This window comes from Leucobacter chromiireducens subsp. chromiireducens (assembly GCF_016758255.1).
GTDB classification, from domain to species: Bacteria; Actinomycetota; Actinomycetes; order Actinomycetales; family Microbacteriaceae; genus Leucobacter; species Leucobacter chromiireducens.
In genome coordinates, this window is record NZ_QYAD01000003.1 from 215,371 (window position 1) to 229,099 (window position 13,729).

The window sequence follows — 13,729 nt, forward strand, 5'->3', positions numbered from 1 at the left end:
GATCTTCGCGGTCTCACTCGGGTATTTAACCTATAAACCCATATGTTATGGTTCTTCTCATTGGTTCGACAACGACGTTGAGGAGCAGCGCACCATGCCCCACCCCACCCCACACGCCGACGGCGCAGACATTGCGGTTTCCGTCCAGGGCGTGCGCAAGCAGTTCGGTGATCTCGTCGCCGTCAACGAGCTCGACATCGACATCCGCGCGGGCGAGTTCTTCTCCATGCTCGGCCCTTCGGGCTCCGGGAAGACGACCGTGCTGCGGATGATCGCAGGCTTCGAAGAGCCGAGCGCGGGCAAGATCCTGCTGCACGGCGCCGACGTCACGAAGTCCGCGCCGTTCGACCGCGAGGTCAACACCGTCTTCCAGGACTACGCACTCTTCCCCCACCTCACGATCGCCGAAAACGTGGCCTACGGGCTGAAGGTTCGCGGGGTCGGCAAGGCCGAGCGCGCGGCCCGCGTCACCGAAGCACTCGAGCAGGTGCAGCTGGGGCACCTCGCCGAACGCCGCCCCTCGCAGCTCTCGGGCGGCCAACGCCAGCGCATCGCCCTCGCTCGCGCCCTGATCCTGCGCCCCAAGGTGCTGCTCCTCGATGAGCCGCTCGGCGCTCTCGACAAGCAGCTGCGCGAACAGATGCAGTTCGAGCTGAAGCAGATTCAGCGCGAGGTGGGCATCACCTTCGTGTTCGTCACCCACGACCAGGAAGAGGCCCTGACGCTCTCCGACCGCGTGGCGGTGTTTAACGGCGGCAAGATCGAGCAGGTCGGCAGCCCCCGCGAGGTGTACGAGTTCCCGCAAACCGAGTTCGTTGCGCGCTTCCTCGGCATCACGAACTTCCTCGCGGGCGACGCCGCGCAGCGCATCCTCGGCGTCGGCACCGCGCACAGCGTGCGGCCCGAGCGCGTGCAGCTCGCCGACCCCACCGCCCCCGCCGAGTCCGGCACCGTCGCGCTGCCGGGCAGCGTCATCGAGGCGGTGTACGCGGGTGCGCACACCCGCTACCTCGTCGAGACCGAAGGCGGCGTGCGGTTCATCGCCGAGAAGCAGAACTCGCACACCCCGCACCTCCACCCCAGCATCTCGCGCGGCGACACGGTGAGCTTGCGCTTCGCACGGGACCACGCGGTCGCCGTGCCGAGCGCCGCCGCGGTTCCGGCTGCAGCCTAAGCTCCGGGCGCCGGCCCACCCCCTGAAGCACACCCGGCGCCCGGCCCTGATCCACCCACCACACTCAATCGACAACACAGGAGTTCCGATGAATAAGAAACTGCTCGCTCCCGCGGCCCTCGTTGCCGCGGTCGGCCTGGCCCTCGCGGGCTGTTCGACCACCGATGGCGGCGGCGACAGCGCTGGCGGCGTCTCGATCGATGTCCCCGAAATCCCGGCGATGGACAAGCTGGGCGATACGGAGAAGGAGGTGAACATCGTCGCGTGGTCGGGCTTCGTCGAGCCGGCCTGGGCCGATCAGTTCACCGCCGACACGGGCTGCGTGGTCAACCGCAAGGTGGCCGCGACGAGCGACGAGATGGTGCAGCTCATGCGTACAGGCGAGTACGACCTCGTGTCTGCCTCGGGCGACGCGAGCCTCCGTCTCATCGTCGACGGCAACGTGCAGCCGCTCAACACCGAACTGATCCCCAACTTCGGCGACGACATTGTTGAGGGCATGAAGGGGCAGCTCTACGACACGCTGAACGGCAACGTCTACGGCATTCCGATCGGCCGCGGCGCGAACATCCTCGAGTACAACAGCGAGGTCGTCACCGAGGCACCCGACAGCTGGGACGTCGTGTGGGAGAAGGACAGCCCCTACGCCGGCAAGATCGCCGCCTACGACAGCCCCATTTACATCGCCGACGCCGCGATCTACCTGATGGAGCACCAGCCGGATCTCGGGATCACGAACCCCTACGCGCTCGACGCCGATCAGCTCGCTGCGGCGACCGAGCTCCTGAAGCAGCAGAACGCGATGGTCTCCGAGTACTGGTCGCCCGCCACGAACGTCACCTCGTTTACGGGCGGCAACTCGGTTGTCGGCACTTCGTGGGAGGTGCTGCGCAAGGCTACGCAGGACGACAAGTTCAAGAGCGTGCTCCCACAGGAGGGTGCAACCGGCTGGTCTGACGCTTGGATGCTTGCCACCGAGGCGAAGAGCCCGAACTGCGCGTACGCGTGGATGGACTACACCTCCGCTCCCGAGGTGAACGGCGCGATCGCCATGAACTTCGGCATGGGCCCGGCCAACGGCGCGTTCTGCGAGCTGAACGATGAGGCGAAGGCGCACTGCGACTACTTCAACGCCACCGACGAGGAGTACTACAAGCAGGTGTGGTTCTGGACGACCCCGATTGACCAGTGCCTCGACGGCCGCACCGACGTGAAGTGCACGAACTACCAGGACTGGACGAACGCCTGGGCCACGGTGAAGGGCTAACCGCCTCGAACCACACGTGGGAGGTGGATCCGCGCCGCGTCGCCGACGCGGATCCACACCCCATCCCATCCGGGGTGCGAGGCGCCCCTTCCCCCCCGCACAGTCACAACGCGCACCGCCGCGCGCTATTCCCCACCAGCCACCGTCTCTCGCAGCGAGGAAGCCCCGTGAGCACACACAACGTTCTCGAACGCCGCCGCAAGCCCCTGTCCACCGCGCTCGCGCGGCACCCCCGCGCACGCCTCGCCTCGCTCCTCGCGCTGCCGATGACGTGGCTTGTCGGGGTCTACATCTTGTCCCTTGCGCTGCTGCTCATCACTGCGTTCTGGACCACGGATCCGTTCACCTCGCGCGTGAAGCCCGGTTTCACGCTCGCGAACTTCCAGCAGCTGTTCACCGTGCCGGCGTACCTCGCCACGGCACTGCGCACGCTCGGCATCGCGCTCGCCGTGACCGCGATCTGCGCGCTCGTGTCGATCCCGCTCGCCGTGTTCATGGCGAAGGTGGCCGGGCCCAAGCTGCGCGCCACACTCGCGATCCTCATCACGCTGCCGCTCTGGGCGGGCTACCTCGTGAAGGTGATCGCGATGCGCCTCGTGTGGACCGACTCCGGCTTCTTCAACTGGGCGCTCTCGCCGCTCGGGATCGAGGGCCCCGGTTTCGGGGTGCTCACCGTGATCCTCACGCTCGTGTACCTGTGGTTCCCGTACATGGCGATCCCCGTGTATGCGGCGGTCTCGCAGATCCCGACCAACCTCTTTGACGCGTCCTCCGATCTCGGCGCGAGCGGTGCGCGCACGATCCGCACGGTGGTCGCTCCCCTGCTGCTCCCCTCTCTCATCGCCGGCTCGATCTTCACGTTCTCGCTGAGCCTCGGCGACTACATCTCCGCGATGTACGTGGGCGGCTCGACGCAGATGATCGGCAGCATCATCGCGCAGAACATCAACTTGAACCCGCCGCTCGCCGCTGCGTTCTCGGTCGTGCCGATCGTGCTCGTGGTCATCTACCTCACCGCCGTGCGCCGCACAGGCGCGCTGAACAATCTGTAGCCCGATCCGGCTCGACAAGGAGACCTCCATGCTTCGCCTGAACCGCGGGACCAAGATCGTTCTCGCCCTCGTCACGCTCATCGCGCTCGGTTTCATGTACATCCCGCTCTTCGTGATTGTCATGAACTCGTTCAACTCCGGCCGGGTGGCCGGCTGGCCCATCCCGGGATTCTCGCTCGAGTGGTGGCAGAAGGCGCTCGTCAACCCGGCGGTGCACGCAGCAGTGCTCAACTCGGTGGTGGTCGCGCTCATCGCCACCGCAATCGCCCTCGTGCTCGGCACGCTCGCGGCGTTCGCCCTGCAGCGCTTCCGCTTCTTCGGTCAGCAGACGGTCAACCTACTGATCGTGCTGCCGATCACGCTGCCCGGCATCGTCACGGGTGTCGCGCTCTCGAACACGTTCCACCAGGTGCTGAAGCCCATGGGGATCCACGTGGGCTACTGGGGCATGATCATCGCGCACGCCACGTTCTGTGTGGTGATGGTGTTCAACAACGTAATTGCACGCCTGCGCCGCATGAACCCGAACCTCGAGGAGGCCTCGATGGACCTCGGTGCCGGGATCGGCCAGACCTTCCGCCTCGTCACGTTCCCGCAGTTCCGCAGCTCGTTCATCGCGGGCGGCCTGCTCGCATTCGCGCTGTCCTTCGACGAGATCGTGGTGACGATCTTCACCGCGCCGCCCGGAGTGGAGACGCTGCCGCTCTGGATCATGAACCAGATGGCCCGCCCCAACGAGGTGAATCAAGTGAACGTCGTTGCGACGATCATGATTCTGCTCTCCCTCATTCCCGTGTACTTCTCGCAGAAGGCGTCGGCCGCGGGCGACGTAAAGTAGCCCGGAGTCACGGGCGGGGACGCGGGGCAGGGGTCAGTCTGATGACTCCGGCCCCGCGTTTTCGCGCGCGGAATCATGCGGCCGAAACCCGAGCGCCGTGTACTCGGCCCGGAAGCCGGTGAGGATCGCGCGGAGGCCGAGCTCAAACGCCAGGTCTGCGGCCCGGCCGCCCCGTTCGGCGAGGTGTGCCGCGCGTGCGGCATAGGCCGCGGAGAATTCGGGCACGTCGTCGCGCGGACCAGGATCGAGCATCGTGTCATCCGCCGCAAGGTCGAGCGCCGAGCCGAGGATGAACGACTCGAGCGCCACCATGAGCGACAGCGCACGGTCGCCCGGCCAGCCGGCGCGCACGAGCGCGGCGATCACCGCCTCATACATCTGCGAGGTAATCGAGTTCTCAGCGAGCGGCAGGGTGGCAAGCAGCGCAATTGTGGGGGGATGCGCCGCAAACGTGTTGCGGTAGTGCGTGGCCCAGCCGGCGAGCGCGTCGTCCCAGGGCTTGTCTGCGAACATGTCGACCGCGATGCGGTCGCTGATCAGCTCACGCACTCCGGCGATAAGCTCGGCCTCACCCTCAATGTGGTTGTACAGGGCCGACGGCCGCACGCCGAGCTCGCTCGCGATGGCACGCATACCGACGCCGTGCGCGCCGCGCTCGTCGATGAGGCGCAGCCCGGTTTCGAGGATGAGGCGGCGAGACAGGACACGGTCGCGCGGCCGCCCAACGCGCCGTTTGGGCGCGGCCGGTGCGCTCGTCCCCCCTCCGGTTCCGCTGGGATCGCGGGTGGGGGTGGGCTTCTTCGCCGGTGTCGACATCGTGTTCCTCCGCACCCAGCTTGCCACGATCCGACACGTGCGCGGGTTCAGAGTCGCGCTCGGGCGCGTTTCGTACTAGTCTCACTCCCGACCGTAAAAGAACCCTGTTCATTTACGAGTCCGCACGAACCGCATCAAAGGAGATCCAGTGACAGAACCCGCCGCACGAAACGGGCTGAAACGAGAGCTTGGCCTCGGAGGCCTCGTCCTCTTCGGCCTCGCGTACATGGCGGTCGCGACCGTATTCACCACCTACGGCATCGTGAACCAGATCACCGAGGGCAAGCTGCCCCTCGCGTACGTCATCGCCCTGCTCACCATGCTCTTCACCGCGAACAGCTACGCGGCGATGGTGCGCAAGTACCCCGTGGCCGGCTCGGCATACACCTACACGCAGCAGGCCTTCGGCGGCGGTGCAGGCTTCCTCACCGGCTGGGTACTGCTGCTCGACTACCTCTTCATCCCGATGATCAACTTCATGATCCTCGGCCTCTACGTGTCCACGCAGTTCCCCAGCGTGCCGGCCTGGATCGTCTCGCTCATCACGCTGATCGCGGTCTTCGTCTTCAACGTGCTCGGCATCAACCTCGTCAACAAGCTGAACATCGTCATTGTGAGCATCTCGGCCGCCGCGGTGATCATCTTCGCCGTGTTCGCGATCAAGACGGCCATCGCCGATCCGAACGCCCCGAGCTTCATCGAACCCTTCATCCCCGGTTCGGCGGGCTTCAGTCCCATCTTCACGGGCGCCGGCATCCTCGCACTCTCGTTCCTCGGCTTCGACGCCGTGTCCACGCTCTCCGAGGAGGCGAAGCACCCGCGCCGCGACATCCCGCGCGCCATCATCCTCACCGCCCTCATCGGCGGTGCGCTCTTCATCTTCGTGTCCTGGGTGGGAGCCCGCGCGTACCACCTCGACGACTGGAGCCAGGCCCCGCGCGAGCTGCTCGACGCGGCCGGCGTGGTGCTCGCTCACCACGTCGCGGGCGAGTGGCTGGGCATCCTCTTCGTCGTGTTCACGGTTGCCGGCTGCTTCGGCTCCGGCCTTGCCGGCCAGGTCTCGGTCGCGCGCATCCTGTACTCGATGGGCCGCGACGGAACGCTCCCGAAGCCGCTCGGCATCCTGTGGAAGCGCTTCGGCACCCCCGTGGTCGCCGCGGCAACCGTGTCGATTGTTGCCCTCGCAAGCCTCTTCCTCACGCTCGAGCAGGCCGCGTTTATGATCAGTTTCGGCGCGCTCGCGGCGTTCGCGATGGTCAACCTCTCCGTGATCCGCGTCTACCTCTTCCCGAAGCGTGGCGAAGCGGCACAGCGATCCGCCAAGGATCTGATCCTGCGCGGCCTCTTCCCGCTCATCGGCTTCGCCCTCACCATTTGGCTCTGGACCTCGCTCGAGTCGATGACCTGGATCGTGGGCGGCATCTGGTTCGTCATCGGCCTCATCATCCTGATGGCGAAGACGAACTTCTTCCGCAAGCCCGTGCCCCGCATGGACTTCTCGGAGGGCCCCGAGACCTCGGTGGTCGACGCCATGGGCGAGGCCGTCCCCTTCAAGTAATCTGAGCGCGGCGGGTGCGTCACTGCCCCGCCGCAGCTCACCCTCCCCTTCCATCGCTCCCCGGAGCGCTCCACCCCACCAGCACGGCACCGCAGCCACTGCGATTTGGCGCCGAGCAGCAAGGACGCAGAGACAATGAGCATCACCGTATTCACCGGCGGCACCATCCTCGTTGACCCCGCTCGATCGGGATCCCCCCTCACGAGCGACGCGATCGCCTTCGAAGACGGCGCGGTCGTTGCGCTCGGATCGGACGCCACCGCGCTTGCCGAGCGCGCGGGCGCGACGCTCATCGATCTCGCGGGCGGTACGCTCGCCCCCGCACCCGGCGACGGCCACGCGCACCCCATGCTCGGCGGCGTGGAGGCGCTGGGCCCGGCAATTCGTGCCGCGGCAGACAAGCAGGGCATCATCGACGCGGTCGCCGCGTGGAAGGCTGAGCACCCGGACGCAGAGTGGATCGTGGGCGGCAGCTACGACGCCACCTTCTCCGAGGGCGGGCTGTTCGATGCACGCTGGCTCGACGAGGTGACGGGCGACACCCCCACCATCCTGCGCGCCTGGGATTACCACACGGCCTGGGTCAACTCCGCGGCGCTCGCGGCAGGCGGCATCACGGCGGACACCCCCGATCCCGATCTGGGTCGCATCGTGCGTCGCGCAGACGGCTCACCGCTCGGCACCCTGCAGGAGGCCGCAGCGAACAACTTCCTCGCCGACGTCGTCCCCGCGTTCCCGCTCGAGCAGCGGCTCGACGCGATCGAGCGCGCAACGACGCAGTACGCCGCGCTCGGCATGACCTGGGTGCAGGATGCCTGGGTGGAGCCCGGGGACCTGCCCGTCTACCTCACCGCTGCGGAGCAGGGCCGCCTGCACACGCGCATCAACCTCGCCTTCCGCGCCGACCCCGCACGCTGGCGGGAGCAGCTCGCCGAGTTCACCTCGGGCCGCGCGAGTGTCCGTGCGCTCGGCGCCGACCGCCTGAGCGGCGAGACCGTGAAGTTCTTCGTTGACGGCGTCATTGAAAGCCACACGGCGGCGCTCCTCGCCCCCTACGCCGACCGCCCCACCGACACCGGCCTGCCCAACTGGGATGCGGCAGAGCTCACCGCCGCCGCAACCGCGTTCGACGCCGCCGGCTTCCAGCTGCACCTGCACGCAATCGGTGATGCCGCGAACCGCAGCGCGCTCGACGCGATCGAGGCGGCCATCGCCGCGAACCCTGCGCGGCAGCGCGACCACGTGATCGCACACGTGGCCCTCCTCGACCCCGCCGATGTGTCCCGTTTCGCGCAGCTCGACATCATCGCGAACTTCGAGCCGTACTGGGCCCAGTGCGACGCGGTGATGCGCGACCTCACGATCCCGCACCTCGGGCACCCGCGCGAAGACTGGCAGTACCTCATCGGCTCGGTGCACCGCAGCGGCGCGACAATCTCGTTCGGCAGCGACTGGCCGGTGACCACGATCGACTGGCGCCCCGCCGTGTCGACCGCGATCACGCGCCACAGCCACGAGGAGCCGGGCGCCGCTGCGTGGCTGCCCGACGAGCGCGTCGACGCAGCGACCGCCTACGGCGCGTACACGCGCGGCATCGCGCGCCAGGCACTCGCGGCCGACACGCGCGGAACGCTCGAAGTGGGTCGCACGGCCGATGCCGTCTGGCTCGCCGAAAATCCGCTCGAAATCGCGGCGGAAGCGATCGCTGAAGTCCGCGTGCTCGGCACGTGGCTCGCCGGAGACCGCACTTTCACCCCATAATCCACAAGTAAGAACGCTTCGTCGATTCAAAGGAGACATCGTGAGCGCATCGAATCAACCCCAACTGAAACGATCACTTGGCCTGGTCGGACTCACCCTCTTCGGGGTGACGTACATGACGGTGATTACCGTCTTCACCACGTACGGCATTGTCAACCAGGTCACCGACGGGCATCTCCCGGCCGCCTACGTGATCGCGGTGGTCGCGATGCTGTTCACGGCGGCGAGCTACGGTGCGATGGTGCGCCGATACCCGGTGGCGGGATCGGCGTACACGTACACGCAGCAGTCCTTCGGCGGCGCTGCGGGCTTCCTCACCGGCTGGGTGATGCTGCTCGACTACCTGTTCATCCCGATGATCAACTTCATGTTGATCGGCATCTACCTGAACACGCAGTTCCCCGCGATCCCGGTCTGGGTGTTCACGCTCGCGGCGCTGCTGCTCGTGCTGCTGTTCAACATCCTGGGCATCAACCTCGTCAACAAGGTGAACTTCGCGATCATCGCACTGTCGGTGCTGCTCGTGGTCATCTTCATGGTGCTCGCGTTCAAGCACGCGCTCGGTGGCAACACCGAAATCAGCCTGATCGAGCCGTTCACCTTCGGTGAGGGCGGCATCGGCGCGATCGCCTCGGGTGCCGCGATCCTCGCGCTCTCCTTCCTCGGCTTCGACGCGGTCTCCACCTTGTCCGAGGAGGCGAAGCGCCCCCGCAAGGACATCCCCCGCGCGATCGTGCTCTCCACGCTCATCGGTGGCCTGTTCTTCATCCTCGTGTCGTGGGCCGGCGCGGTCGCGTACGCCCCGGATTGGAGCTCGCTCAGCGACGCCGAAATTGAAGCGGCCGGCGTGACGGTGATGAACAACATCGGCGGCGAGGCGTTCACCGCCTTCTTCGTGGCCGTGTACGTGGTCGGCGCGTTCGGCTCGGGCATGACCGGCCAGGTGTCGGTTTCGCGCATCCTCTACGCGATGGGCCGCGACGGGATGCTCCCGAAGCCGCTCTCGCGTCTGCACCAGCGCTTCGGCACCCCAATCGTCGCCGCGGTGACGGTCTCCGTGTTCGCGCTGTCGAGCCTGTTCCTCTCGCTCGACACCGTGGCGTTCATGATCAGCTTCGGCGCGCTCGCCGCCTTCGCGATGGTCAACCTCTCCGTGATCCGCACATACCTGTTCCCGAAGGGCGGGCGCCGCGAGCCCGTGACCGCCACGCGGGTGCTGAAGTACGCGGTGGCGCCGCTCATTGGCTTCGCGCTCACGATCTGGCTGTGGACCTCGCTCGAGGCCCTCACCTGGCTCGTCGGCGCAATCTGGATCGTGGTGGGCATCGTGATCATCGCGATCGTCACGAAGGGCTTCCGCAAGCCCGTGCCCATGATGGACTTCTCAGAGGGGGATCCCACCACCGAGCAGATCGACGCGCTCGGCGAGGAGTACCCGCTCGAGGGCACTCGCTAACCACACACGACGGAGCCCGCCACCACGATGCAGCAATCGTGGTGGCGGGCTCCGTCGTGCGCCGTCCGGAGTGCGCTCAGCGGAGGTGCTCCACGTCGCCCGCCGAGACGGTCAGCTGGCCCCCCGTGGGCAGATCGACCACGAGCGAGCCGTCCGACGCGAGCTCGCGCGCGCGACCGTCCACGATCTCGTCGCCCGGCAGGTGTACGCGTACCTCGGTGCCGAGCGTCAGCGAGTTGCGAGCGGCGCGCGCACGTGCGGCCGCCGGATTCTCCGCAGCGAGCGCGAGCAGCTGCCGCAGCGCGGTCACGTAATCGGCGAGCACCTCGTCGATCAGCGCGTTCCCTGCCGGATCAAACACCGTCTCCGCGCCGCCCACATCTGCCCCGGCGGCGAGCAGCGAGGTGGCACGTCCCGTCGGCAGCTCGAAGTCGGGGATCAAGAGATTGATCCCCGTCCCCACGATCACCGAGCCGTCGGGCAGCAGTTCGCACAGGATCCCGCACAGCTTGAGCCCCGGCCGCCCGGCGATCGCGTCCTCCTCGTCGCGCACGTGCACGTCGTTCGGCCACTTCACGCCGACGCGCATGCCCTCGCCGAAGCGCGACTGCAGCGCCGAACTCATCGCCGCCCCGACGAGGAGCGGCAGCCAGCTGAGCGGAAGCCCCGCGCCCGCGCCGCGCACGAGGAGGGACGCCGCAATCGACTGCCCGGGTGGGGTCACCCAGCCCCGGTCCAGGCGGCCGCGCCCCGCGGTCTGGTCTGAGGTGAGCAGCAGCGTGCCGTCGGGCAGCGGCTCTCCCGCCGCCGCGCGCTCGCGCACGAGCTCGCGCAGTTCGGCGTTGGTTGAGGGGGAGCTCTCCCGCCACAGCACCCGCGGAAGGAGTTCGGACGTGCGCGTGAATTCCATGCCCCAACGCTACCTGCCATCCTCCCCTCCCCTCCGCGAATCGGGGTCACTTGGGCAGGGTGTCGCGGGGCGGGCCGGACCAACACCCTGCCCAAGTGACCCCGATCCGGAGGGGTGCGGGAGGGGTGCGGGAGGGGTGCGGGAGGGGCGCGGGAGGGGTGGGTTTGGTGGGATTCAACCAAGGTTTTGGGATTCCGTTGGAGGGGTTCGGAGGCTTCCGGCATGGGTGCCGCGCTAGGCTGGCTTCCGTGACTGCAGAGAACGCCACCTCAGCGACCCCCGGACCCGCCACGACCGCGGGTCGTATCGCCGACCACCGCCGGAAGTACCAGGAGGCCGTGGGCGACCGCGACGCCGCAGCCGCAGCGAAGCAGCACCCGCGCGGCAAGATGACCGCGCGCGAGCGCATCGCCGGCCTGCTCGACCCCGGCTCCTTCGTCGAGTTCGACAAGTACGTGAAGCACCGCAGCCAGGGCTTCGGCATGGAGAAGAGCCACCCGTTCGGCGACTCCGTCGTGACCGGCGCCGGCACGATCCACGGCCGCCAGGTCGTCGTGTACTCGCAGGATTTCACCACCTTCGGTGGCTCGCTCGGCGAGGTTGCCGGCGAGAAGATCGTCAAGGCCATGGAGTTCGCGCTGAAGACCGGCGCACCCATCCTTGGCATCCTCGACTCCGGTGGGGCGCGCATTCAGGAGGGCGTGGTCGCGCTCTCGAAGTACGCGAACATCTTCCGCCTGAACACGATGTGCTCGGGTGTCATCCCGCAGATCTCCATCGTCATGGGCCCGTCGGCCGGCGGCGCGGTGTACTCCCCCGCGCTCACCGACTTCGTGATCATGGTCGACAAGACGAGCCACATGTTCGTCACCGGCCCCGACGTCATCAAGACGGTCACGGGTGAAGAGGTGGGCTTCGAGGAGCTTGGCGGCGCACTCACGCACAACAAGACGAGCGGCGTCTCCCACTACCTCGCAAGCGACGAGCTCGACGCGCTCGACTACGCGCGCGCACTCATCAGCTACCTGCCGGACAACAACCTGGCTGAGGCGCCCGTCTACGACAGCGACACCGCACTTGAGATCACGGACGCTGACCGCCGACTCAACACGCTGATTCCGGATAGCCCGAACCAGCCCTACGACATGAAGACGGTCATCGAGGCGATCCTCGATGGCGGCGACTTCCTCGAGGTCCAGCCACTCTTCGCACCGAACATGCTGATCGGCTTCGGCCGCGTCGAGGGCCGCACGGTCGGCATCGTCGCGAACCAGCCGAACCAGATGGCCGGCACGCTGAACATCGACGCGAGCGAGAAGGCTGCGCGCTTTGTGCGGTTCTGCGATTCCTTCTCGATCCCGATCCTCACGCTCGTCGACGTGCCCGGCTACCTGCCCGGCACGGACCAGGAGCTGCAGGGCGTCATCCGCCGCGGCGCGAAGCTGCTCTACGCCTACGCTGAGGCGACCGTGCCGCTCGTGACGATTATCACGCGCAAGGCATACGGCGGAGCGTACATCGTGATGGGGTCGAAGCAGATGGGCGCCGACTTCAACATCGCGTGGCCCACCGCTGAGATCGCCGTGATGGGCGGCTCCGGCGCCGTCAACATCCTCTACCGCAAGGAACTCGCGGCCGCCGCCGAGCGCGGCGAGGACGTCGAGGCGCTGCGTGCAGAGCTCACCGCGAAGTACACGGCTGAGGTCACCTCGCCGTTCCTCGCGGCTGAGCGCGGCGAGCTCGACAACGTGCTCGAGCCCGCAGGCACCCGCCTCGCGGTGATCAAGTCCCTCCGCGGCCTCCGCGGCAAGCGCACCGAGCAGCCGGCCAAGAAGCACGGCAACATCCCGCTGTGAGCGCCGTGGATACGACGAACGACGACCTCGCTCGCCCCGCCGACTCGCAGCTGCCGCCCGATGCGGCGGCGCGCGATGCGGCGAAGCGCGAGGAGCTCGGCCCGCAGGACGACGCAATCTCCGGTTCGGACATCACGTTCGTCACCCGTCAGGTCAGCCCGGCAGAGCGCGCCGCGGTCATCGCGGTGCTCACGCAGGTGCGCGCAGAGGAGACGCAGAGCGTCAAGCGCGTGGCGCGCCGCGACCGCGAGCCGTGGGCGCGCTCGCAGCGCGTCCCGGAGGGTATCTCCGATCTGCTGATCGAGGGCTAGCCGGGCACCTGCCCAGCTGTCACGGCTAGGCTGGGCCGTATGGAACGCTCAGTCGCCGAGGCCGAGCGTGAGCTCCGGGCGCTCATGCACCGCGACCTCACGCTGCGTTTCCCACCGCAGGGGGCGCTCGCGGACACCCCGCTGCGCCACTCCGCAGTGTTAATTCTGTTCGGCGCACTCGACCGCGTACCCGCGATCTCCGGGCCAGCCACGGTACCGGCGGAGCTTGACGTGCTACTCACCCGCCGCGCGAACGGCATGCGGCACCATCCTGGGCAGATCGCGTTTCCCGGCGGGGGCGTCGACCCCGAGGACGTGGACTCGGTTGCCACGGCGCTTCGCGAAGCGAACGAGGAGACCGGCCTCGACCCCGCCGGCGTCGACGTACTCGGCTCGCTACCGCCCGTGCACATCCCGGTGAGCAACAATCTCGTCACCCCAGTGGTTGGCTGGTGGCGCCTCCCCAGCGCGGTTGCCGCAGACCATTCGGAATCGATCGAGGTATTCCGCGCGCCGGTCGCCGAGCTCCTCGAACCCGCTGCGCGCGGCACCTCCGTGCTGTCGCGGCCCGGGATCACGCACCGCGGGGCCGCGTTTCAGCTGAGCGAGCGATTCGGCTCGCACACGGTGTGGGGGTTCACCGGGATCTTGCTCGCCTCCCTATTCGACGAGCTCGGCTGGGCGCAGCCGTGGGACGCATCGCGCGAATTCCCCGTGCTCCCCTAGCTCG

12 protein-coding genes are annotated in these 13,729 nt (G+C 67.7%); 10 read left to right on the forward strand and 2 right to left on the reverse strand.

What is annotated here, in order from left to right; genetic code table 11:
* The first annotated feature begins 94 nt into the window (after positions 1-94).
* The 4 genes from D3226_RS09755 (at position 95) to D3226_RS09770 (ending at position 4,331) form a co-directional block, all read left to right on the forward strand.
* Positions 95-1,174 (forward strand): ABC transporter ATP-binding protein, encoded by a 1,080-nt coding sequence (locus D3226_RS09755; protein ID WP_202382354.1) that lies wholly within the window; start codon positions 95-97, stop codon positions 1,172-1,174.
* 88 nt (positions 1,175-1,262) lie between these two features.
* On the forward strand, positions 1,263-2,441 hold the full coding sequence (locus tag D3226_RS09760; protein ID WP_202382355.1) for an ABC transporter substrate-binding protein: 1,179 nt from the start codon (positions 1,263-1,265) through the stop codon (positions 2,439-2,441).
* A 167-nt stretch (positions 2,442-2,608) separates the two neighbouring features.
* The gene (locus D3226_RS09765) at positions 2,609-3,493 is read left to right on the forward strand and encodes an ABC transporter permease subunit (RefSeq protein WP_202382356.1); all 885 of its coding nucleotides are present in this window, start codon (positions 2,609-2,611) and stop codon (positions 3,491-3,493) included.
* Between the two features lie 28 nt (positions 3,494-3,521).
* On the forward strand, positions 3,522-4,331 hold the full coding sequence (locus D3226_RS09770) for an ABC transporter permease (RefSeq protein WP_202382357.1): 810 nt from the start codon (positions 3,522-3,524) through the stop codon (positions 4,329-4,331).
* Between the two features lie 33 nt (positions 4,332-4,364).
* Here the strand turns inward: D3226_RS09770 and D3226_RS09775 are convergent, their stop codons facing one another.
* Positions 4,365-5,147 carry a TetR/AcrR family transcriptional regulator gene (locus tag D3226_RS09775; RefSeq protein WP_202382358.1) on the reverse strand — a complete coding sequence of 261 codons (783 nt, stop codon included), beginning with the start codon at positions 5,145-5,147 and terminating at the stop codon, positions 4,365-4,367.
* 148 nt (positions 5,148-5,295) lie between these two features.
* Between D3226_RS09775 and D3226_RS09780 the strand changes: the two genes are divergently transcribed.
* The 3 genes from D3226_RS09780 (at position 5,296) to D3226_RS09790 (ending at position 9,922) form a co-directional block, all read left to right on the forward strand.
* Positions 5,296-6,705 (forward strand): amino acid permease, encoded by a 1,410-nt coding sequence (locus D3226_RS09780; RefSeq protein WP_202382359.1) that lies wholly within the window; start codon positions 5,296-5,298, stop codon positions 6,703-6,705.
* 135 nt (positions 6,706-6,840) lie between these two features.
* Positions 6,841-8,466: an amidohydrolase gene (locus tag D3226_RS09785; RefSeq protein ID WP_202382360.1), complete on the forward strand. Its 1,626-nt coding sequence runs from the start codon at positions 6,841-6,843 to the stop codon at positions 8,464-8,466.
* Between the two features lie 40 nt (positions 8,467-8,506).
* Positions 8,507-9,922, forward strand: coding sequence for an APC family permease (locus D3226_RS09790; protein WP_337248962.1), 1,416 nt, complete (start codon positions 8,507-8,509; stop codon positions 9,920-9,922).
* Positions 9,923-9,998: 76 nt separating this feature from the next.
* Here the strand turns inward: D3226_RS09790 and D3226_RS09795 are convergent, their stop codons facing one another.
* A complete protein-coding gene (locus D3226_RS09795; RefSeq protein WP_202382362.1) occupies positions 9,999-10,832 on the reverse strand; it encodes a biotin--[acetyl-CoA-carboxylase] ligase in 834 nt (277 codons plus the stop codon).
* Positions 10,833-11,080: 248 nt separating this feature from the next.
* Here D3226_RS09795 and D3226_RS09800 point away from each other — a divergent pair, with 248 nt between their 5' ends.
* The 3 genes from D3226_RS09800 to D3226_RS09810 are packed head-to-tail and all read left to right on the forward strand — an operon-like array spanning position 11,081 to position 13,725.
* Complete coding sequence (locus D3226_RS09800; RefSeq protein ID WP_202382363.1) at positions 11,081-12,688, forward strand: carboxyl transferase domain-containing protein; 1,608 nt, start codon at positions 11,081-11,083, stop codon at positions 12,686-12,688.
* Positions 12,685-12,999 (forward strand): hypothetical protein, encoded by a 315-nt coding sequence (locus tag D3226_RS09805; RefSeq protein WP_337248963.1) that lies wholly within the window; start codon positions 12,685-12,687, stop codon positions 12,997-12,999. The genes D3226_RS09800 and D3226_RS09805 overlap by 4 nt, the downstream gene beginning before the upstream one ends.
* Before the next feature lie 39 nt (positions 13,000-13,038).
* Positions 13,039-13,725: an NUDIX hydrolase gene (locus D3226_RS09810; RefSeq protein ID WP_202382364.1), complete on the forward strand. Its 687-nt coding sequence runs from the start codon at positions 13,039-13,041 to the stop codon at positions 13,723-13,725.
* The last annotated feature ends 4 nt before the right edge of the window (positions 13,726-13,729 follow it).